Here is a 22,414-nt window from a genome sequence, read left to right as displayed (position 1 = left end):
GGACGCTCTTCCCCCAAAATATATCGGAACACCTTAGTATTGACGAGACGAGCTTTAGCAATGGAGACTTATACACCATCGTAAGCAGTAAATCTGCTAAAGGTAGGAAGGGGACGATCTTAGCTACCATAAAAGGGACAAAAGCAGAAGACATTATTCGTGTCTTGGAACGAATTCCCTCACGCTCCAGAAATAAAGTTCGTGAAGTTACGATGGACATGGCCCCAAATATGGCAAAAGCCATCCGTAGATGCTTTCGAAACTCCAGACGTGTAATAGATAGATTTCATGTCCAGAAATTAGCCTATGATGCCGTGCAGGAGCTGCGAATCAAATATCGTTGGGAAGTATTGGATGAGGAAAGTAGGGCAATCGCTGAGGCCAGAAAGCAGGGCAATCCTTATGAACCCGAGCTGTTGTCAAACGGAGACTCCATCAAACAACTTTTGGCCAGATCAAGACACCTCTTGTTTAAACATCCTAGCAGATGGACAGAAAGTCAAAAACACCGAGCGGAGCTCTTGTTTCTACGATTCCCTAAACTAAAAAAGGCTTATGACATCGGTATAGCATTGGGAGATATCTTTAATAAATGCAAGGATAAGACTCTGGCATTTACAAAACTAGGCTTATGGCATAACCTGGTTGAGAACTCCGGAATATTATCTTTTGAAAGTGTGGCAAGATCCATTGCAGCACACCATCCGGAAATCCTACATTATTTCGATAATCGTAGTACGAATGCTTCAGCCGAATCCTTCAATGCAAAACTGAAAGCCTTTAGAAGTGTGTTCCGAGGTGTTAGAGACACTACTTTCTTCCTATATCGGGTGATGAAATTATATGGTTAAAAATCTAGCCCCCCAACTTTTCGGTATGATCCTTAAATTTTTGAGGGAGTTAACTCAATAATAAAAAACCCCGTCTATCAGATATAGAAGGGGTTTTTTGTTTGTACCTAGGGCGGGAATCGAATTCGCACAGCCGTTTATTACTTCGATTTTTTGCTGAAATTCCGTGTTTTGGGTTTCTTTTTGCACTTGATATACCTTATTTTATCGATTAATTGGTGGGACTTTTGGTGGGACTTTTTTTTGTTTAATATTGTATTTCCGTAGAGTTCTTGTTAATTCATTTTTATGCAATTTTGTTTATTCAAATATGCTGTTTAAAATTGAATACACAAAGTGCAAATTTAGTCTAGTCGATGATAATCAGGTTCAGTGGATTGGACAAATCGTACTGCTTCTGTCAGTTGGTTACGTAATAATTGAATTCTTTTCATAAGGTAGCGAAAGCGAAGTGATAATTTAAAATGCGTTATGGGAATTGTGTGTTGGATACAACAGCAATATATTATTCTATAATGTTACTTTTAACCCAAGGCACAAATGCCTCATTCCCACCTCTCCATTTGTTTGAAGAAATGCGATAAGAGGCTGTCTCAAAAAGGCAGTCTCTTCTGATTATAATCGTTCGTGAAGAGTAATATACGGAATTTTTAGTTATACATCCTTTTTAGAATCCTAAGTAAGAAAGAAATCAATACCTAAGTATTATAGGGTTTGATAATATAATTATCGTTCCTTACGCACATATTTATAAAAAAAAAGGATTCTTATAAAAAAATAGTATAAATTTGCATAGCGATGAAGCTTATTATAAGCAAGGTATATGTCTAACTTACTAAAGATATTCTTAAGTATATGCTTACTGGGATTTTTTCTAATTCCAGGAGAGGCTTTGGCATGCTCATCTCATAAAACCGAAATCGTTAAAAAAGATAAGTCTTGTTGCGATCATTCTTCTGATCATCAAAGTAAACAGGCTTGTAAAAAGAACTGTTGCAAAGATAGCGAGGGCGATTCCGGTTGTTCAGGAGCTTGTGATGCAAAATCCTGTCACAATTCTTCTCCTACACACTGCATTCAGAATCTTAAATATTCTCATAACACTTTCTTTTTTGAGAACGAAAAATCATACTCATTCTATAAACAACCCTATTATTCTTCAGGGGTTTATTCCATTTGGCAACCGCCTAAAATAGGTTAAAACTATGGCTTGATAGCCACAGGTAGGTCTTGTCGAGAACTAAATACAGTTTTCGACACTCATCTTATATCTTAATTATCTAAAATTTTCAAAATGAAATCATTATCAAAAATAGTGATGGTAATCGTCGTATTACTATCATCCATGAACAGTTTTGCGCAAATCAAAAATGCGAAAACAGAAACCGTAAAAATATATGGCAATTGCGATATGTGTAAAGCCAATATCGAAAAAGCTGGTAACGTGAACAAAGTAGCCAACGTAGAATGGAATGAAGATACTAAAATGGCTACGTTTACTTATGATGCTAATAAAACGAATCAAGATGAAATACTTAAACGTATTGCTTTAGCAGGGTACGACAGTGACAACTTCTTAGCTCCTGATGATGTATATACCAAATTGCCTGAATGTTGCCAATATGATCGAGTGGCTAAGCCAGTTGTAAAAGCTAAAGATGCGGATATGCTGATGCATAATGAGCATAAAGGCCATAACGATATGAACCAAACAAAAGTTACTGCCGCTCAAGAGGGACAACAGTTAAAAGCTGTTTTCGATAATTATTACTTTGTAAAAGATGCGTTGGTGAAAACCGATGCAGGTAATTCATTTGCAAAGGCCGCTGAACTGGTAAAAGCAATTAAAGCGGTAGAAATGACAAAACTTTCAAACGAAGAACATGCCGTTTGGATGAAGGCATTGAAAGATTTAACGGACAATGCTGGAAATATTGCCGCAACCAAAGATATTTCAAAACAAAGGGAAGCCTTTGCATTGCTGTCTAAATATATGTATGAGTTAACCAAAGTATCAAAGCAAGAAACACCTGTTTACTATCAGCATTGCCCAATGTATAATAGTGGTAAAGGTGCAAATTGGTTAAGCAAGGAAGAAGCGGTTAAAAACCCATATTACGGCAATAAGATGCTGACATGTGGAAATATTATTGAAACTATCAAATAACTAATCACAATATGAAGATTATTTTATACGCTTTGATGATTTTAGCTACACTAACTTCTTGTAGCGGAAACTCCAATGAAACCTCGAAAAAGAAAGAGCAAAACGTAACGGATAGCAATCCAAATGTTTTTAACAAAGGGGATATCGTGCCTAATGATTTGGTTTGCATGGTAAATAATGAATACATGGGTAAGAAGCAATTCGAAGTAGAGTTTGAAGGAAAGACATATTATGGTTGTTGCCAAATGTGTAAAGAACGTATACCTAAGGATGAATCGGTTCGTGTCGCAATTGACCCTTTTTCAAAAAAGCATGTAGATAAAGCAGCTGCGCTGATAGCTATTACGGGTAATAATGGAGAGGTTTCCTATTTTGAAAATAAAGCAACATTTACAAATTATATAAAACAGTTTTAACAATTAACAAAAATCATGACAATGAAACGTTTATTTTTAGGCTTAATCGCCTCTTCAATACTGGCTTTAACAGCATGTAACGGAAATACAGAGAAAAAAGCCGCAAGTACAGAGCAAACTTCTGCTCCTGTAACTGAAACAATACCTTCAGATAACAGTACAGAAAACCCTGAACAGGGCAATTTTTCTGAATTGTTTTCTCACTACCAACATCTCACATTTGCATTGTCGTCAGATAATGATAAAGAAGCCGCTAATGCATCCAAAGGAATGCTAGAAGCCCTTTCAAAAATCAAATCAGATGGATTCAGTGCCGAAGACAAGGCAACCTATAAAGATATTGCTTCGGACATTAAAGAACATGCAGAACATATTGTTGACAATATTGGCAATATCGCTCACCAACGTGAGCATTTAGTGATACTGAGCAAGGATTTCTACGATATAGCAAAGACATTTACTACCGAAAAGCCTTTATATAAAGTCTTTTGCCCGATGTATAATGACAACAAAGGAGCTTATTGGCTGAGTGATAGCAAGGAAATCAAAAACCCATACTATGGAGCGGAGATGCTTACCTGTGGAGAAGTTCAAGAAGAGTTAATGTAAGATCAAGGATTTTTTAGCATACAGGTTTCAATTCAGTGATAATCTGTATGCTAAAATTAATATGTCAAAACTGTATATGTATGCTTAATAATATCATTAAATACTTTCTCAATAATAGATTAATTACCATTCTACTATTGATTGTAGTAGTCACCTTGGGACTGATTACAGCACCCTTTAATTGGCATCAGAACCTTTTGCCAAGCAATCCTGTCCCGGTAGACGCTATTCCAGACATCGGCGACAACCAGCAGATTGTAGCAACAGAATGGATGGGGAGATCTCCTAAAGATATCCAAGAACAAATCACTTATCCCCTAACGACATCCCTTCTGGGAATTCCTGGAGTAAAAACAATTCGAAGCAGCTCCATGTTCGGCATGTCATTCCTCTATATCATATTCGAGGAAGATGTCGAATTTTATTGGAGCCGTTCCCGAATATTAGAAAAACTAAATTCATTACCTGCGGGCACACTTCCAACCGGAGTTATACCTTCACTGGGGCCGGATGCTACAGCATTAGGACAGGTTTATTGGTATACATTAGAAGCACGTAACCCTGAAACGGGTGAACCTACTGGCGGCTGGGATCCTGATGAATTGCGTACAATTCAGGATTTCTACGCCAAGTATAACTTAGCGGCATCAGAAGGGGTTTCCGAAGTGGCTTCCATTGGTGGATTTGTGAAAGAATATCAGGTTGATATCAAGCCTGACGCAATGCGTGCTTATAATGTGTCCGTAATGGATATTATGTCTGCAATTCAAAACAGCAACCTTGATATTGGTGCAGAAACGATCGAAATAAACAAAGCTGAATACTTAGTACGCGGATTAGGTTATATCAAAAGTGTTAAAGACCTGGAAGATGCTGTTATAACCGTAAGAAATAACATGCCCGTAAAAATCAAAGATGTAGGGTATGTGAACTTAGGGCCAAGTACACGACGTGGAGGACTGGATAAGGAAGGTATCGAGGCTGTTGGAGGTGTAGTCGTTGCTCGATATGGAGCAAATCCAATGGAGGTAATAAATAATGTTAAGGCAAAAATCAAACAAATGGAAGCAGGTCTTCCTCAAAAAACATTGGCGGATGGTACAATTTCCAAAGTAACGGTAGTTCCTTTCTATGACCGCTCAGGACTAATTCAGGAAACAATCGGGACATTGGAGAATGCCCTGGCCCACGAAATTTTAATATGTATCATCGTTGTCATCGTACTTGTCATTAATTTGCGTGCATCCATATTGATTTCAAGTATCCTACCGATTGGAGTATTGGCTACATTCATTATCATGAGGCAAATGGGTGTAGAGGCGAATATCGTGGCCCTTTCAGGAATCGCAATCGCTATTGGTGTCATGGTAGATGTCGGGATTGTCTTTGTAGAAAGTATCCTGCGATATATGGATGAAGAACGAGCCAGGAGTGTTGAAAGCCGCGGAAAAGCTTTTGTAAACTTAATTTCCAAAGCCGTATCCGAGGTGTCGGGAGCCTTGTCAACAGCCATGCTCACTACGATCATCAGTTTTTTGCCTGTTTTTGCCATGGAGGCGCAAGAGGGAAAGCTATTTAAACCGCTGGCCTATACCAAAACTTTTGCTCTAACTTCAGCTTTTCTCTTAGGAATCATCGTATTGCCAACACTGGCCTACTACGTTTATTCGATTCGATTGAACGGTAAGAAGCTGCGCCAGTTTGCCAACTATTTCTTAGTGGCAGCAGGTATTGGACTTTGGATATACTCGGGCGTTTTTATAGCCTTTGCTTTGACCCTGATCGGAATAAATAATCTGTTTACACCGAATTGGAAAGGAGAGAAATTTGCCAACTATATCAATGTAGCAATTACGCTTTTTGTGGCCATGTATTACCTGACGGTGGAATGGCTGCCGCTGGGTACGCAAGCCAGTACGACGCTTAACTTTGTATTTGTGTTTTTGGCAATTGGAGCCATCCTAGGGATGTTGTGGGCACTGGTGATCTATTACGAGCAGGTTTTGCGCTGGTCGCTTTCCCATCGATGGAAGTTTATGTCCATACCTATCATAACCCTGGTATTCGGATTGTTGGCTTGGATGGGAACCGAAAGAAGCTTTGGGTTTGTAGCCAAAGGTTTCGAGACGATCGGATGGAAATCGTTTAAGGAAACTACTTTCTGGCAGAAATCAACCGAAACGTTCCCAGGAATTGGAGAGGAATTTATGCCAAGTTTAAATGAAGGCTCTTTCTTGCTAATGCCGACAAGTATGCCACATACTGGCATTGAACAAAACCTGCAATTTATCCGAACCTTGGACAAACGTATTCAAAATATCCCAGAGGTTGAAATCACAGTCGGTAAATGGGGACGTGTAAACTCTGCTCTTGACCCAGCACCGACCCAAATGTTTGAAAACACGATCAATTATATGCCGGAATATATTTTAGATAAAAATGGGCATCGAGAGCGTTTTAAAACAAATAAAGATGGACACTTTGAACTGATTAATGGAGATACGTATCATCTTGATCAGGGATTTAGGCAAATTCCACGAGATAGTCTAATAGCAGACAAGAGTGGTAAGTTTTTTCGACAATGGCGTCCTGAAATCAAAACGGCAGATGACATTTGGCAGGAAATAGTTAATGTTTCTCATTTACCTGGTTTGACTTCTGCACCAAAACTACAGCCCATAGAAGCTAGAATGGTGATGCTATCCACTGGTATGAGGGCTCCTATGGGGTTAAAGGTGTCTGGTCCCGATCTTGAGTCGATAGAAGCAGGAGGAAAAGCTTTGGAAACTGCTTTGAAAGATATTCCATCAATCATGCCATCCACTGTCTTCTATGACCGTGCAGTAGGCGCACCTTATATTGAATTGCACCTAAACCGAGATAAAATGGCTAGGTATGGTATTACCGTAGCAGACCTTCAAGAAGTGATTAGTGCAGCCATAGGCGGTATGTCATTGACGAGTACAGTTGAGGGCAGGGAGCGTTTCCCAGTTCGTTTACGATATCCCCGTGAATTAAGAGATGATCCTGATGCCCTACGAAAAATAATCATACCTACAGCTACGGGTATACAAATACCGTTGGGTGATGTTGTGGATATTGAATACGCGAAGGGATCGCAAATGATTCAAAGTGAAAATACTTTTTTGATAGGCTACGTCATATTTGACAAAATAAGTGGAAAAGCTGAAGTAGAGGTTGTGCGTGAAGCGGATAATCTCTTACAGGAAAAAATAGCATCTGGAGAATTGACTTTACCCGATGGTGTAACGTATGTATTTGCGGGTAATTATGAACAACAAGAACGTGCGGCAAAACGCCTACTGCTTATCATACCGATGAGTTTATTAGCTATTTTGCTAATCCTTTATTTCCAATTCCGAACGGTTACCGCTTCTTTGATCCATTTCTCTGGCGTGTTTGTAGCGCTTGCAGGAGGTTTTATTTTATTATGGTTATATGGACAGCCTTGGTTCATGGATTTCTCTGTCGGAGGAACGAATATGAGGGACTTGTTCCAGATGCACAGCATTAATCTCAGTATTGCCGTCTGGGTAGGCTTCATAGCCTTGTTTGGATTGGCCACAAGTGACGGTGTATTGATGGGAACCTATATACACGATACGTTCGTTGCAAGAAATCCAAGAACAAAAGAAGAGATCAGGGAGGCTGTTGTCTATGCGGGATTAAAGCGCGTGAGACCCGCAGCGATGACCACCGCCACGGCTTTGATAGCCCTATTGCCAGTATTGACCTCAACGGGAAAAGGAGCGGAAATAATGGTGCCGATGGCAATCCCAACATTTGGAGGGATGTTGATTCAATCTATGACCATGTTTGTAGTGCCGGTATTCCAATGCTGGTGGAGAGAATCGGCTCTTAGAAAGGAAAACAGGTCTAAAAATAAAAATCAAATAACTGATGAAAACGAATAACACACATATATATATAGTTACGATCCTGTTTGTAGGACTTGGTTTCTTTTCGAATGCTTTCGCTCAGGAGCAAACGAAAGATTCACTATCACACTACATAAAGGTCGCGATAGAAAATAACCCGGGCGTAAAATCGCAAAGCTTAGCACATGAGGCCTTCCTTGAAAAGATCCCGCAAGCGGGAGCTTTTCAGGATCCGGAACTATCTTTGGAAGCATACACCATGCCCATGGACATTGTTGGTGGCCGCTCCATTGGGAATGTCAGTTTGATGCAGATGTTTCCTTGGTTTGGTACAAGAAAAGCAGCCCGGACAGAAGCAACGCACATGGCCAATATGCAAGATCAGCAATATCGGGAAGCAGTGAATAACTTGATTCTGCAAGTCAGTATTCAATGGTATACAATGCAAAAACTGAACGAGCAGCTACACAATAATGAAGAAAATAAAAAAATCTTAGATCAATTGGAACAATTGGTTTTAAGGAAGTTTTCTGCGCCATCTAACACCGCCCAGCCAAATGCAACTCCGACCGTTACCAGTAAGGCTGCTTCCTCACCTTCTACATCCACCACCTCATCAAGTATGGGTGGAATGAATATGGGAAGCAGTTCCACAAGTGCTTCGGCTACTAACCCCAGCATGAATATGTCGTCCGGGGCTGGAATGGGTGGAATGACGGGTGGTTCAGGCTCAGGTATGTCGGAAGTACTCCGGATTCAATTGGAGATTGCTGAAATTGAAAACAATATTGAAAGCCTTTATTCTCAAATCAAAACTGAAAAAGCAAAATTCAACGCATTGTTAAATAGAGAGGCCACTGAAGAAGTTGTGTTGGGTAAGGAGATTCAAAAAGTAGGCTTCTTATACAGCGAACAAGAAGCGTTGGCCATTATTGAGCAAAACAACCCTATGCTTGGAATGATTTCGGAAGAAGGTTTGGCTTTCAAAGCTAAAGCTGAGATGGATAGAAAAATGAGTTATCCCATGATTGGTATCGGTGTTGAATATATGGTTGTTGGGAAAACCAATAACATGATGCTTGCAATGGAAGGTATGAATGGAAAAGATATGATTATGCCCATGGTTTCCGTGAGCTTGCCACTCTTCCGTAAAAAGTACAACGCTCAACAAAAGGAAAGCGAACTATGGCGAAAATCAAGTGAAGAAAACTTTAAAAACACCTTCAACATCCTAAAAAGCGAGTATTATAGCTTCAAAAGCCAATTGGATGATGCAGAACGGGTGGTGAAATTATATGACAAGCAGACAACTCTTGCCCAAACGACTTATAACTTAATTGTAAAAGAGTTTATAACTGGCAAAAGTGATCTAACAAATGTCATTCAGGTACAGCGACAATTGTTGGACTATCAACTTAAAAAAGCAGAAGCTATTGCGAATTATAACACGATGGTTGTGTCAATTAAGAAATTATTAGCAGACAATAAATAACGAAACTATTCAAAATTATTAGTAATGAATAAACTGAAAAATATACTTAGAAATAAGGTAGTAACTTACGGAGCTATTCTGCTGGCTGGATTACTACTCGGCTGGGCAATATTTGGGGGCAATGAGTCCCATGATCATGGTCATGATCTTGAAATGGAGGTAACTGAGGACGGAGCTACCGTATGGACATGCTCTATGCACCCACAGATCAAGATGGATAAACCGGGTAAATGTCCGCTATGTGCGATGGACTTGATCCCCTTGAAAACATCTGGAGGAGGAGATGATGTCGTTGACGATGATGCGATTCAGATGTCAAAAGAGGCTATCGCATTGGCAAATATCCAAACTTCCATGGTTGGGCATCAGGACGCTGTCAAGGATGTACAATTGTACGGCACCATTCAAGTGGATGAACGCTTACAGCAATCCCAGACTTCCCACGTCAATGGCCGTATTGAGAATCTATATGTAACCTTTACCGGTGAGTCGGTTAAGGAAGGTCAATTGATAGCCAGGATTTATTCCCCTGATTTATTGACAGCACAACAGGAACTGCTGGAAGCAGCAAAATTGCAAGATATGCAACCCTTATTACTTGATGCAGCTAAAGAAAAGCTGCGTTTATGGAAAGTGTCAGAAGAGCAGATAGATAAAATTCTACAATCCAACAGCGTTTCACCGTATGTAAACATCCACGCAAATACAGGTGGCGTGGTCATAGCGAAAAATGTGAACCAAGGCGATTATATCAGCCAGGGAAGTGTGTTATACACCATTTCCAACCTTTCAAGATTATGGGCAATTTTTGATGCTTATGAAACCGACTTACCTTTTTTGAAAGTTGGGGATCAATTGGAATATACTTTACAGAGTGTGCCCGGAAAAGTATATAAAGGGCGGATAGCCTTTATTAATCCAATCATTGATGCTAGCTCGAGAACTGCAAAGGTTAGGGTTGAAGCCGATAATATAGACCGTAATCTAAAACCAGAGATGTATGCTACAGGACGTATTTCAGCTCCTTTGAAAGGAAAGGGTAAAGAGATAGTCATTCCTAAGTCAGCAGTTCTATGGACAGGAAAGCGTTCGATCGTATACGTCAAACAACCAAATACATCAACGCCAGCCTTTAAACTTCGGGAGATTATTTTGGGGCCTTCATTAGGTGACCAATACGCTGTTTTATCGGGATTGGAAAATGGTGAAGAAATTGTCACAAAGGGGGCTTTCACGGTAGATGCAAGTGCACAACTTGAAGGTAAAGTCAGTATGATGAACAATGACCAGTCACCGATACAAACCGAACATGATGATATCGAAAGTAGCGTTGTTAAAACACATGACATGTTAAAAGTCTCCGGAAATTGTGAGATGTGCAAAAGCCGAATCGAAAAAGCAGCGAAAGGTGTTAAAGGAGTGATTTCAGCAAATTGGGACGTAAAAGCCAAAATCATCCATTTGGATTTCAATTCAAAAGTCACCTCTAAGGGTGCCATAAGCAAAGCCATTGCCAATGTCGGTCATGACACCGAATTGGACAAGGCTTCTAAAGAGACTTATGATGGTTTACCGAGTTGTTGTTTGTATGCTCGTTAAGCATTAGTAATCTAATTAGTTCGTTATGGAAGGTATGAGAAAAAAAAATGCAATTTCTAAATCAAAACTAATCTTAATGGTTTTGCTAGCTGTTTTATTATTAATTCAGCTAGTAAGACCTCAAAAGAATACAGCAGCCATTCCAGCGGGAAAAGCTTTTGTTGATACTTTTAAAGTTAGTGAACAGGTTAATGCTATTTTGGCTGTTTCTTGTTATGATTGTCACAGCAACAACACGGATTATCCTTGGTACAGTGAGATTCAGCCCATGGCTTGGTTCATGGATAAGCATATAAAAGATGGAAAGGAAAAGTTGAACTTTGATGAATTACCTTCTTATGGTTCCCGGAGACTAAATTCAAAATTTACGCAAATTACCAAGCAAATTGAACAAGACAAAATGCCACTAAACTCCTATTTATGGATGCATGAGGGTGCTCGTTTGAGCATGGAAGATAAGAGACTGTTGGTTGATTACTTTAATTCGTTAACGGATAATGAGTAAATTTAGCGTATTAGTTGAACAGGTGGAACCTTCGACTTGCTTGTTGAAAGCACCGCAAATTAAATATTCTTAAAACTATTATTATGAAAAAATACACATGCCCAATGCACCCCCAGATACTTAAAGATGAGCCGGGGAAATGCCCATTATGCGGAATGGCTTTAGTTCCTTTTGGAAAAACTAGTGGTCACAATCACAGCCATCATGAACATGAGGAACGTAAGGGTTCAGCAGACCAACATGATAAACATGAAGGTCATCATACACATGATTTCCTGAAAAGATTTTGGGTTAGTTTAATTATTACCATACCTATTCTTGCGCTTTCGCACATGATCCAGGAATGGTTTGGATTCGATTTGAATTTTACAGGTGATAAATACGTGTTGTTTGCCCTTGGGACTTTAATTTATCTGTATGGAGGGATGCCATTCTTAAAAGGGATGGTTGGTGAAATAAGGGCGAAAGCCATTGGGATGATGACCCTAGTAGCAATCGCTATTTCAGTGGCCTATTTTTATTCTACGGCAGTGGTATTTGGTCTTCAGGGAATGGATTTCTATTGGGAACTGGCAACGCTGATTGTCATTATGTTGCTGGGCCACTGGCTGGAAATGCGTTCGCAAATGGCTGCGTCCAGGGCCCTTCAGACATTGGTGGCGCTCTTACCAAATGAAGTAACAGTAGAACGAGACGGTGAAGCTTTCAAGATAAAGTTGGAAGAATTGGTTAACAACGATATTGTCATTATCAAACCGGGAGAGAAAGTACCAGCAGATGGAGACGTCATTGACGGGCTTTCCTATGTAAACGAAAGTATGCTTACGGGGGAAAGCGTTCCAGTAAAAAAGGAAGCCAGGTCAACGGTTATAGCTGGAGCCATAAATGGGGATGGAGCGCTAAAAATAAAAGCGACAGGAGTCGGAAAAGACACTTATCTAAACAAGGTAATCAATCTTGTGCAAGATGCGCAAAGTGCAAAGTCGAATACACAAAACCTGGCAGATAAAGTTGCCAAATGGCTTACTTTCATTGCAATTGGAGTCGGTGTAGGAACATTTGTTTATTGGTATAATTCAAGTGGAGATATGGCATTCGCATTAGAAAGAATGGTAACGGTAATGGTCACAGCATGTCCTCATGCCTTGGGGGTTGCGATTCCTTTGGTAGTTGCTATTTCGACTACGCTATCAGCAACCAATGGACTGCTTATTCGTAATCGGACAGCATTTGAAATTACTCGGAATTTAACAACCATTATTTTCGATAAAACGGGGACATTGACCGAGGGTTCTCATGCCGTACAAAGAGTTATTGCTTTAGACAGTTTTACCGAAGATGAGATCATCCAGTATGCCGCCGCTGTGCAGCAAAACTCCGAGCACCACATTGCAAAGGGGATGATAAAACTTCTTAAGGAAAAAGGGCTTCAATTATGGAAATCTGATCATTTCCAATACATGCAGGGAATAGGTGTTAAAGGCACGGTAAATGGAAAAGAAGTTGTAGCCGCTGGGCCAAATTATTTTACGGAAAACAAAATTGAGAAACCAACGATCCCTTCGGAAATTGATCAGGACACAGAAACTATAAACTATGTATTCATTGAAGGTAAGGTAATCGGTATCATTACCCTTGCAGATCGTATAAGAGAAGGATCCCAAGATGCCATACGTCAACTTAAAGAAATGGGAATAAAATCATTCCTTTTAACTGGTGATAATGAAAAAATTGCGGCATCGGTTTCCAATAAATTAGGAATGGATGGATTTTTAGCGAATGTCCTGCCACATAACAAACAGGAAAAAGTAAAAGAATTTCAAGCGAAAGGTGAAATTGTTGCTATGACTGGTGACGGGGTCAATGATGCACCTGCATTGGCACAGGCTAATGTCGGAATCGCTGTGGGATCAGGAACAGATGTAGCTGCGGAAACAGCTGATATCATTCTAGTAAACAGTGACCCTAGAGACGTTGTCAAAATGATAGATTTTGGAAAACGTACCTATCGAAAAATGATACAAAACCTCATATGGGCTGTTGGTTACAATATAATTGCTATTCCATTGGCAGCAGGAATATTGTATCCGAATTTTATGCTAAGTCCAGCTATGGGAGCTGTTTTAATGAGCGCCAGTACCATCGTTGTAGCATTTAATGCAACCTTGCTAAAACTGAATAGGAAATAGAATATTAAAATTATACCTCGAAATGGGAAATACCGTATCGCAAATAATGGTAACCAAAAGTGATGGACGTATCGTGTCTTTTGATCCGAATAAGATCATAAGGGTTCTACGCAAAGTGGGAGCTGAAGAACAGGCTATCTCCTTGATCTTACAGCAAACGTATAAAATTCTTTATGAAGGTATTCCGACAAAAAAAATATACAAATCTGTATTTGAGAACCTAAAGAGGATGGATAAATCCATCGCAGGGAGATATAACCTTAAGAATGCAATCTTTGCATTAGGTCCTTCGGGGTTTCCCTTTGAAAAATATGTCGGTTCGCTTTTTATTGCAGAAGGGTATTCCGTAAAAACAGGAGTTTCCGTATCAGGCCAATGTGTGGAGCATGAGGTGGATGTAATTGCAGAAAATATATCGGAACTGAATATGATGGAATGTAAGTTTCACTCGACAAACAAGATATATTGTAGTATACAGCACTCGTTATATGTTCGTGCGAGATTTTGGGATATAGAAAATATTTGGAAAGAGGAAAGTACCGATTCGTCAAAGATTTTTTTTGGATGGCTCGTGACCAACACTAGATTTTCTACAGATGCTATTACCTATGGTACCTGTTCTAATTTAAAGATGATGTCTTGGGATTTTCCACTTAATAATGGTTTGAGAGACAGAATTGACAAATTGGGATTGCATCCGATTACAGCCATAGTGTCGTTGTTAAAAAAAGAGAAACAAAAGCTTCTGGACATGGGTGTTGTTCTTTGTAGAAGCCTGAATGCCGATATATTAAAGAGTCTGGGTATTGACGAAAGTAGAATACCCGATATTATGAAGGAGTCTACTAATTTATGCAGAAAAAATAAATATAACACAGATTAAGTCAAAGGGTTTGTTAAGTATTAATAAAAAACATTCAAATGAAAATTAAAATATACACATTGCTATCAGCATTCATGTTGATGCATCTAGGTATTCATGCTCAAACAGGGCATTTACCAGAGGATAAAGATCAAAAGGTTATTCCTGTTCTTCCCAAAAAAGATATCAAGGGAGGGAAAGTCGTAAAGTATGATCTTTATGTAAAAGACACATTGGTAAACTATGCGGGCAAAGAAAAAAGAGCGATTGCTGTTAATGGGCAAATACCAATGCCTACACTCACCTTTACAGAAGGAGATACGGCTGAAATTGTGGTTCATAACCAATTAAAGGAAAGCACCTCGTTACACTGGCACGGAATATTCCTGCCTAACAAAGAAGACGGAGTGCCTTGGCTTACACAAAAGCCAATCGAGGCAGGTGCTACATATACCTATCGTTTTCCGATTATCCAGCATGGAACTCATTGGTATCATTCTCATTCTGGTTTACAAGAACAGATTGGAATGTATGGCAGTCTCATTTTGAAGAAAAAAGACGATGATAAAACCTTTAGAAAAGGAATCGATGATTTGCCTACTGTTCCCATCATTTTAAGCGAATGGACCAACCTTAATCCTAATAACATCAATCGGATGTTGCATAATGCCAATGATTGGGCGGCTATTAAAAAAAATGCAACACAATCTTATGCGGAAGCAATTAAAGAGGGACATTTTAAAACAAAACTGACCAACGAATGGAAACGTATGTTGGCGATGGACGTTAGTGATGTGTATTATGATAAAATATTAATTAACGGAAATCATTCCACAGATTTGAAAACAGTTGATGGACGAGCACTAAAAGCAGGCGATAAAGTGCGGTTGCGAGTTTCAAATGGCGGAGCATCATCCTATTTTTGGTTACGATATGCTGGGGGTAAAATAACAGTTGTAGCAAATGACGGAAATGATGTTGAACCTGTTGAAGTAGATCGATTAATTATAGCTGTGTCTGAAACTTACGATATTGTAGTCACCATTCCAGAAGATGGTGTTGCTTATGAATTTTTAGCCACTACGGAAGATAGAACGCAATCGGCAAGTTACTACGTAGGTAATGGTATCAAACAACTCATTTCGCCACTGCCAAAATTGAAATATTTTGAAGGGATGAAGATGATGAACGATATGATGAAGATGAACGGTGATCTAGATGATATGGGGATGAAGATGAGTCTGAACAAAATGGATATGAATGTGGTCATGTACCCTGAAATTACTGGGGAGGCTAAAGAAGATCATAGCCAACATAACATGGAGAATAATGCCAATCGTTACGATGCAAATGCCTTAGGAGAAATCAAAACGTTGAATTATGCAATGTTGGAATCACCATATAATACTGAACTTCCCAAGGATGCACCGATCAAAGAATTAAAATTTACCCTAACGGGAAATATGAACCGTTATGTATGGAGCATGGATAATAAAATTCTTTCAGAAGTTGATAAAATCCCAGTAAAAAAAGGAGAAATTCTTAGAATTACGATTCATAACAATTCAATGATGCGTCACCCCATGCATTTACATGGTTTTGATTTCAGGGTCATCAATGGTAAAGGAGAAAAATCACCACTTAAAAATGTGTTGGATATCATGCCAATGGAAACGGATACCATAGAGTTTTTAGCAAATGTAGAGGGAGATTGGTTTTTCCACTGTCATATCTTATATCACATGATGTCTGGTATGAACAGGGTTTTTGCTGTTGATGATTACGAAAATCCTTATTTACCCAACAAAAAGCAAGCCTATAAAAAGTTGCAGAGAGAAAGTAATATGCCGCACTTTATGGTACAAAATGATTTTGCAACCAATGGTAACGATGGAGAAGCGATGCTTCAAAATGCACGGTGGAGTTTAGGTACAGAATGGCGTTTAGGCTACAATGATATGCACGGTTATGAAGTAGAAACACATTTAGGAAGATACATCGGAAAAATGCAATGGTTTATGCCATTTATAGGTTTTGACTGGCGTTACCGTAAAATGGGTATAGATGAACACGAAACCAATTTATTCGGACAGAAAAATGAAAAAGACACACGCAGAGCCATCAGTTTAGGTTTTATGTATACTTTGCCAATGTTGGTAAACTTTCAGGCAGAAGTCTATCACGATGGTATTGTACGCCTGTCATTAATGCGTGAAGACATTCCGATTTCAAAAAGATTAAGAGGTGGTTTTATGTTTAATACCGATATGGAATATATGGCAGATTTGAAATATATAATTAATAAAAATATGGGTATCCGTACACATTATGATAGTGATATGGGATTTGGAGTGGGGCTTGCGCTGAATTATTAGTAAACAGTGTATATCTAAAAACGAATTATTTTTAGCTTAAATAGCAAAACCCTTACTTTGAACACCCATTTTAACATAGCTCTCAATTTAGAGTTAATGATAATAGAAATTAATCATTATGAAAAACGAAGAAGATGTATTACTGCAAAGAAATATTAAAGCTACAGCAATGCGTTTGTTGGTGGTTGAAAAATTACTGAAACAACAATATGCGATTAGTCATAAAGAGTTAATAGAGCAGTTTGAAAATGCAGATAATGTTACGCTATTTAGAACGCTTAAAACTTTTGTGGAGCACAAACTTATCCATACTATTGATGACGGAACAGGAATTGTAAAATATGCACTTTGCCAATCTGGGTGCAGTTGCAATCTTTCAGAACAGCATACACATTTCCGTTGTTCACAATGCAAGCGAACTTTTTGCCTTACAGATGCAGAAATTCCAAACATCAACATCCCTCAAAATTTTAAATTAGAAGGCATCAATTTGGTGCTCAAAGGACGGTGCGACAAATGCAATTAAAATAGTTTGAAACTTTGCAATCGGATTGCAAAGTTTATTTTTCTATATTTGTCATCATAATGAAAGTGTTTTTTTCCATATTAGCAATTTATATGATGGCGGTGTTTTTAATGCCGTGTGCTGATACGTTTGAAAAAGAAACATTTCAACATAACGACTATTCAGAAGAATCACAACACAACCATGACAATTCAGAAACAAAGGATTTCTGTAGTCCGTTTTGTTTGTGTAATTGTTGTGGAACGGTTTCGGGGGTAGTATTCTATTGGAAGATCAGTTTTTCCGAAATCAAAACATTCGAACTATCTAAACCTAATCCACAATACATTTCTCAATTTATACCTCGGTACTTCGGTAAAATTTGGCAACCGCCACAGATTAATGCATAATTTAATGTTTTAGTGATTATAGTTTGATGTGAAAGCATTAAACTGAATAATTTAAGGGCTATTTATTTTGCCTAAATGCATAATCATGCGATTTCATCATTATTAATTCATCATTAATCATCACAAACCGTGTTAGATAATATTATAAAATTCTCCATAAAGAATAAGTTCATTATTGGATTGATGACCTTATTACTTATCATTTGGGGGGTATGGAGTGCCACCAAAATCCCCATTGATGCCCAACCTGATATAACGAATAATCAGGTTCAGATTATCACCCTATCTCCTACATTAGCCGGACAGGAAGTAGAACAATTAGTTACTTTTCCCGTTGAGCAAAGCATCGTCAATCTTCCTAATGTAGAAGAAATAAGAAGTATTTCAAGATTCGGACTTTCCGTTGTAACGGTTGTCTTTAAGGACGAAGTAGATATCTATTTTGCCAGACAGTTAGTCAACGAAAAACTAAAAGAGGCTGAAGAGCAAATACCAGAAGGAGTTGGAACTCCTGAACTGTCACCAGTCAGTACAGGTCTTGGAGAAGTGTACCAATACATTCTTCATCCAAAAGAAGGCAGTGAGGATAAATATTCCGCAATGGATTTACGGACAATGCAGGATTGGATTGTTGCCCGCCAACTTTATGGAACACCAGGAATTGCCGAAGTCAATAGTTTTGGTGGTTTGCTTAAACAATATGAGGTTTCTATTGCCCCAGACAGGATTAAAGCAATGGATGTCAGTATCTCTGACATTTTCACGGCATTGGAATCCAATAATCAAAATACCGGAGGTGCTTATATCGATAAAAAACCGAATGCTTACTTTATTCGGGGAGTAGGTTTGGTCACTTCGCTTGAAGATGTAGGAAATATTGTTGTAAAAACCCCGAACGGTATTCCCGTATTTATCAAAGATGTAGCTAAAGTGCAATTTGGTCACGCTACCCGATATGGTGCTATGACCTATAATGGGGAGGTAGATGCCGTAGGTGGTATTGTTATGATGCTCAAAGGAGAAAACACTTCTGAGGTTGTAAAAAACATCAAAGAAAAAATACCGGTCATCCAACAATCTTTACCTGATGATATAATAATAGAACCCTACTTAGATAGAATGGATTTGGTTGATAGGGCAATTAGTACGATTCAAAAAAACCTCATTGAAGGTGCGTTGATTGTAATTTTTGTATTAATTATCTTTTTAGGGAATTTTCGAGCAGGTTTGATAGTCGCATCAGCTATACCATTATCAATGCTTTTTGCATTGGGTATGATGAGGATGTTTGGCGTGAGCGCTAATTTAATGAGTTTGGGAGCTATTGATTTTGGATTAATAGTAGATGGTTCTTTGATTGTAGTTGAGGCGACCTTACACCACTTAGGCTTACGGAAATCGAAGTTGAAGCTTACTCAAAATGAAATGGATGAGGAAGTTTATGAATCGGCAAGAAAAATCCGTACAAGTGCTGCTTTTGGAGAAATTATTATCCTCATTGTCTATATTCCTATATTAACTTTGGTTGGTATAGAAGGAAAAATGTTTACACCAATGGCTCAAACGGTAAGTTTTGCTATTTTGGGCGCATTAATCCTGTCATTTACCTATATCCCGATGATGAGTGCATTGTGTTTATCCAAAAAACCAATCACCAAGAAGAATTTTTCTGATAAAATGATGAGCTATCTCCAAGGTATATATCAACCTTTATTGGAGAAAGCGATAAGGATAAAATATGTCGTTATTACCATTTCGGCAGGAATTTTCACAATCAGCATTTTAATCTTTTCAAATATGGGTGGAGAGTTTTTACCAAAATTAGGAGAAGGCGATTTTGCTTTTCACTGTATCTTACCGCAAGGGACTTCATTGAGCCAAAGTCTTGAAACTTCGATGCAGGCATCAAAAATTATTAAGGAATTTGATGAAGTAAAAATGGTAGTCGGTAAAACCGGTGCAGCCGAAGTGCCAACAGACCCTATGCCGCCAGAAGCTACCGACTTAATGATTATCCTTAAACCTCAAAAAGAGTGGAAAACTAAAAAATCGTATGACGAGCTTTCAAACGAAATGATGGAGAAACTGGAAAGTATTCCCGGTGTATTCTTTGAAGCCAATCAGCCGATACAGATGCGTTTCAATGAACTGATGACAGGTATCAGGCAGGATGTAGCTGTGAAAATATTTGGAGAAGACTTGGACTCTCTAGAGTTTTATGCGAATAAGGTTAATAATATCATACAATCAGTGGAAGGAGTAACAGCCCCACAAGTAGAACGGGTAGCTGGTCTTCCGCAAATCAATATTGAGTATGACCGTACACGGATTGCTAATTATGGATTGAATGTAGAGCAAGTAAATGATATTGTCAGCACAGCGTTCGCAGGTAAAGCTGCCGGAGTGGTTTATGAAAATGAGCGCAAGTTTGACTTGGTTGTACGACTGGATGAAGCCCATAGAGCTTCTATCGAAGATGTGGCTAATCTATTTATTCCAATACCAAATGGAGACCAGATACCGCTATCGCAGATTGCCGAGATTGACTATAAATTGGGTCCTGCACAAATCAGCCGTGAAGGAGGTAAACGCAGAATATATGTAGGCTTCAACGTTAAGGGAAGAGATGTAGCAAGTATAGTCAATGAAATTCAAGAAAAATTGGCTAAACAGGTTAAGCTACCGACAGGTTATTATTTTACCTATGGTGGTCAGTTTGAAAATCTTCAAAAAGCGACCGACAGATTATTGATTGCTGTTCCAATCGCATTACTTTTAATTTTCACACTATTGTATTTCACCTTCCATTCTTTGAAAGAAGCCATTTTAGTATTTACGGCTATTCCGATGAGTGCCATTGGCGGTGTGTTTGCGCTGTTAATACGGGATATGCCTTTCAGTATATCAGCAGGCGTTGGATTTATTGCATTATTTGGCGTAGCTGTTTTAAATGGAATAGTTCTGATTTCAACCTTTAACAGATTAGAAAAAGAGGGTTGGAATGAGATTATACCGAGAATTATTGAAGGAACTAAAACAAGGTTAAGACCTGTATTGATGACAGCAGCAGTAGCCAGTTTGGGATTTTTACCTATGGCATTGAGTACCAGCGCAGGGGCAGAAGTTCAGAAACCTTTGGCAACCGTGGTTATTGGCGGATTAATTACAGCAACGGCATTAACCCTCTTTGTACTACCACTATTATACCTTCTATTTATGAAAAGCAATAAACCACCGAGAAATAGCAAATTTAAAACTGTAACTCCGGTACTATTACTGTTGGTTTTCTTAGGTTTTTCTCAAAACAGTAATGCGCAAATCATAGATGTAAATCAGGCTATTGAAATTGCTTTACAGAATAACCCTGAAATACAGGCAAAAAATCTGGAAATTAAATCAGTTCAAAGCCTAAGCAAGACAGCTTTTGAATTACCCAAAACAGCTTTAAACTTTCAGTACGGAAATAATGATGGCTTTGAATATAATGATGGTATTCAGATTTCCCAGAACATACCATTTCCTACACTCTTCGGTGCAAAGAAAAATTTGGTCAAAGAGCAGGTTAAAGGCCAGCAGTGGATAAAAGTATTGACAGAAAACGAACTGAAAAGACAGGTTAGAAACTATTATTATCAGTTGGAATATTTAGAGCATAATGCTTCGGTCTTGAATTACTTAGATAGTATTTATGCAGATTTTATCAGAGTTGCAGAATTACGATATAAAACCGGAGATATAGGCAAACTTGATGTAAATACGGCAGTTACCAAGAAAGGCGAAATAAACTTGTTATTCCAACAAAATGAGATTTTTAGACAAAATGCTTATAAATATCTTAAAACCTTAATGCAGATAAAGGATGATTTTGTTATTGAAACTAAACCGGAATATGACCCGTTGCTTTTGAGTTCTTTTATTGACAGTTCTGCCATTAAAAATCATCCTCGCATTCAAATGTTATATCAGGATGCCAAAATTGCTGAACAAAGTAAAAAAGTAGAACGAGCAAATGGACTGCCAGATTTTACCATAGGATATAATAATGTCTCGTTAATAGGGATACACAGTAGGAATGGCGTAGAGCAGTTTTACGGAAGAGACCAAAGGTTTAGTTTTTTTGATGTAGGTATCTCTATCCCATTAACTTTTGGAGCTACCAAAGCGAAAATACGTTCTCTTGATTATCAAAAACAATCATTGGAATTGAATGCAAAATGGCAGGAACAACAGTTAAAAACAGAATTGACAAATGCTATAAATCAATATGAGCAGTATTTAACACAGTTTAACTATTTCAAGCGGCAGGCTCTTCCAAACGCTAATGAAATAATCCAAGCGGCAAAGCTCGGGTATGGGACTGGCGAAATATCATATGTTGAATATCTTTTTGCTTTGCAGACAACAGCCGATATCCAACTTAATTATCTAAAGAGCATACAGCAGATCAATGAAACTGTAACGCTTATCAATTCACTAATTAGCAAATAAGACATTCTATGAAACGTAATATAAATAAGTTGTTTTTTGGCGTTTTA

General features: G+C 38.5%; 14 protein-coding genes. All 14 read left to right on the top strand.

The window, feature by feature from the left end; genetic code table 11:
* Window positions 1-851 (top strand): ISAon1 family transposase (locus HP439_RS09295; RefSeq protein ID WP_216657810.1); only part of this gene is annotated, 851 nt, incomplete at its 5' end.
* 1,294 nt (window positions 852-2,145) lie between these two features.
* Window positions 2,146-3,018, top strand: coding sequence for a DUF3347 domain-containing protein (locus tag HP439_RS09290; protein ID WP_172390065.1), 873 nt, complete (start codon window positions 2,146-2,148; stop codon window positions 3,016-3,018).
* Window positions 3,019-3,029: 11 nt separating this feature from the next.
* Entirely contained in the window at window positions 3,030-3,434 is a 405-nt protein-coding gene (locus HP439_RS09285) for a hypothetical protein (RefSeq protein WP_045754492.1), read from the top strand.
* A gap of 21 nt (window positions 3,435-3,455) precedes the next feature.
* Complete coding sequence (locus HP439_RS09280; RefSeq protein ID WP_246229318.1) at window positions 3,456-4,043, top strand: DUF3347 domain-containing protein; 588 nt, start codon at window positions 3,456-3,458, stop codon at window positions 4,041-4,043.
* An 80-nt stretch (window positions 4,044-4,123) separates the two neighbouring features.
* Window positions 4,124-7,978 carry an efflux RND transporter permease subunit gene (locus HP439_RS09275; protein ID WP_172390063.1) on the top strand — a complete coding sequence of 1,285 codons (3,855 nt, stop codon included), beginning with the start codon at window positions 4,124-4,126 and terminating at the stop codon, window positions 7,976-7,978.
* Window positions 7,965-9,434: a TolC family protein gene (locus tag HP439_RS09270; protein WP_172390062.1), complete on the top strand. Its 1,470-nt coding sequence runs from the start codon at window positions 7,965-7,967 to the stop codon at window positions 9,432-9,434. The genes HP439_RS09275 and HP439_RS09270 overlap by 14 nt, the downstream gene beginning before the upstream one ends.
* A gap of 24 nt (window positions 9,435-9,458) precedes the next feature.
* The gene (locus HP439_RS09265; RefSeq protein ID WP_172390061.1) at window positions 9,459-11,033 is read left to right on the top strand and encodes an efflux RND transporter periplasmic adaptor subunit; all 1,575 of its coding nucleotides are present in this window, start codon (window positions 9,459-9,461) and stop codon (window positions 11,031-11,033) included.
* A gap of 25 nt (window positions 11,034-11,058) precedes the next feature.
* The gene (locus HP439_RS09260) at window positions 11,059-11,538 is read left to right on the top strand and encodes a heme-binding domain-containing protein (RefSeq protein ID WP_246229317.1); all 480 of its coding nucleotides are present in this window, start codon (window positions 11,059-11,061) and stop codon (window positions 11,536-11,538) included.
* An 83-nt stretch (window positions 11,539-11,621) separates the two neighbouring features.
* Complete coding sequence (locus tag HP439_RS09255; protein ID WP_172390060.1) at window positions 11,622-13,727, top strand: copper-translocating P-type ATPase; 2,106 nt, start codon at window positions 11,622-11,624, stop codon at window positions 13,725-13,727.
* Window positions 13,728-13,749: 22 nt separating this feature from the next.
* Window positions 13,750-14,610 (top strand): ATP cone domain-containing protein, encoded by an 861-nt coding sequence (locus HP439_RS09250; protein ID WP_172390059.1) that lies wholly within the window; start codon window positions 13,750-13,752, stop codon window positions 14,608-14,610.
* A gap of 38 nt (window positions 14,611-14,648) precedes the next feature.
* Window positions 14,649-16,964: a multicopper oxidase family protein gene (locus tag HP439_RS09245; protein WP_246229316.1), complete on the top strand. Its 2,316-nt coding sequence runs from the start codon at window positions 14,649-14,651 to the stop codon at window positions 16,962-16,964.
* A 118-nt stretch (window positions 16,965-17,082) separates the two neighbouring features.
* Window positions 17,083-17,490 carry a Fur family transcriptional regulator gene (locus HP439_RS09240; RefSeq protein ID WP_172390058.1) on the top strand — a complete coding sequence of 136 codons (408 nt, stop codon included), beginning with the start codon at window positions 17,083-17,085 and terminating at the stop codon, window positions 17,488-17,490.
* A gap of 59 nt (window positions 17,491-17,549) precedes the next feature.
* A complete protein-coding gene (locus tag HP439_RS19655; RefSeq protein ID WP_343043528.1) occupies window positions 17,550-17,879 on the top strand; it encodes a DUF6660 family protein in 330 nt (109 codons plus the stop codon).
* Window positions 17,880-18,008: 129 nt separating this feature from the next.
* Window positions 18,009-22,367: a CusA/CzcA family heavy metal efflux RND transporter gene (locus HP439_RS09235; protein WP_172390057.1), complete on the top strand. Its 4,359-nt coding sequence runs from the start codon at window positions 18,009-18,011 to the stop codon at window positions 22,365-22,367.
* Window positions 22,368-22,414: the final 47 nt, after the last annotated feature.

Source organism: Sphingobacterium shayense, assembly GCF_013179575.1.
Lineage (GTDB): Bacteria > Bacteroidota > Bacteroidia > Sphingobacteriales > Sphingobacteriaceae > Sphingobacterium > Sphingobacterium shayense.
The sequence above is the reverse complement of the archived record's forward strand: the minus strand, read 5'-3'. Positions and strand labels throughout refer to the sequence as shown.

Bases quoted from the DNA above. Each gene is read 5' to 3' on its own strand.
- HP439_RS09290 (WP_172390065.1), top strand. From the start codon at position 2,146: ATGAAATCATTATCAAAAATAGTGATGGTAATCGTCGTATTACTATCA.
- HP439_RS09285 (WP_045754492.1), top strand. From the start codon at position 3,030: ATGAAGATTATTTTATACGCTTTGATGATTTTAGCTACACTAACTTCT.
- HP439_RS09280 (WP_246229318.1), top strand. From the start codon at position 3,456: ATGAAACGTTTATTTTTAGGCTTAATCGCCTCTTCAATACTGGCTTTA.
- HP439_RS09275 (WP_172390063.1), top strand. From the start codon at position 4,124: ATGCTTAATAATATCATTAAATACTTTCTCAATAATAGATTAATTACC.
- HP439_RS09270 (WP_172390062.1), top strand. From the start codon at position 7,965: ATGAAAACGAATAACACACATATATATATAGTTACGATCCTGTTTGTA.
- HP439_RS09265 (WP_172390061.1), top strand. From the start codon at position 9,459: ATGAATAAACTGAAAAATATACTTAGAAATAAGGTAGTAACTTACGGA.
- HP439_RS09260 (WP_246229317.1), top strand. From the start codon at position 11,059: ATGGAAGGTATGAGAAAAAAAAATGCAATTTCTAAATCAAAACTAATC.
- HP439_RS09255 (WP_172390060.1), top strand. From the start codon at position 11,622: ATGAAAAAATACACATGCCCAATGCACCCCCAGATACTTAAAGATGAG.
- HP439_RS09250 (WP_172390059.1), top strand. From the start codon at position 13,750: ATGGGAAATACCGTATCGCAAATAATGGTAACCAAAAGTGATGGACGT.
- HP439_RS09245 (WP_246229316.1), top strand. From the start codon at position 14,649: ATGAAAATTAAAATATACACATTGCTATCAGCATTCATGTTGATGCAT.
- HP439_RS09240 (WP_172390058.1), top strand. From the start codon at position 17,083: ATGAAAAACGAAGAAGATGTATTACTGCAAAGAAATATTAAAGCTACA.
- HP439_RS19655 (WP_343043528.1), top strand. From the start codon at position 17,550: ATGAAAGTGTTTTTTTCCATATTAGCAATTTATATGATGGCGGTGTTT.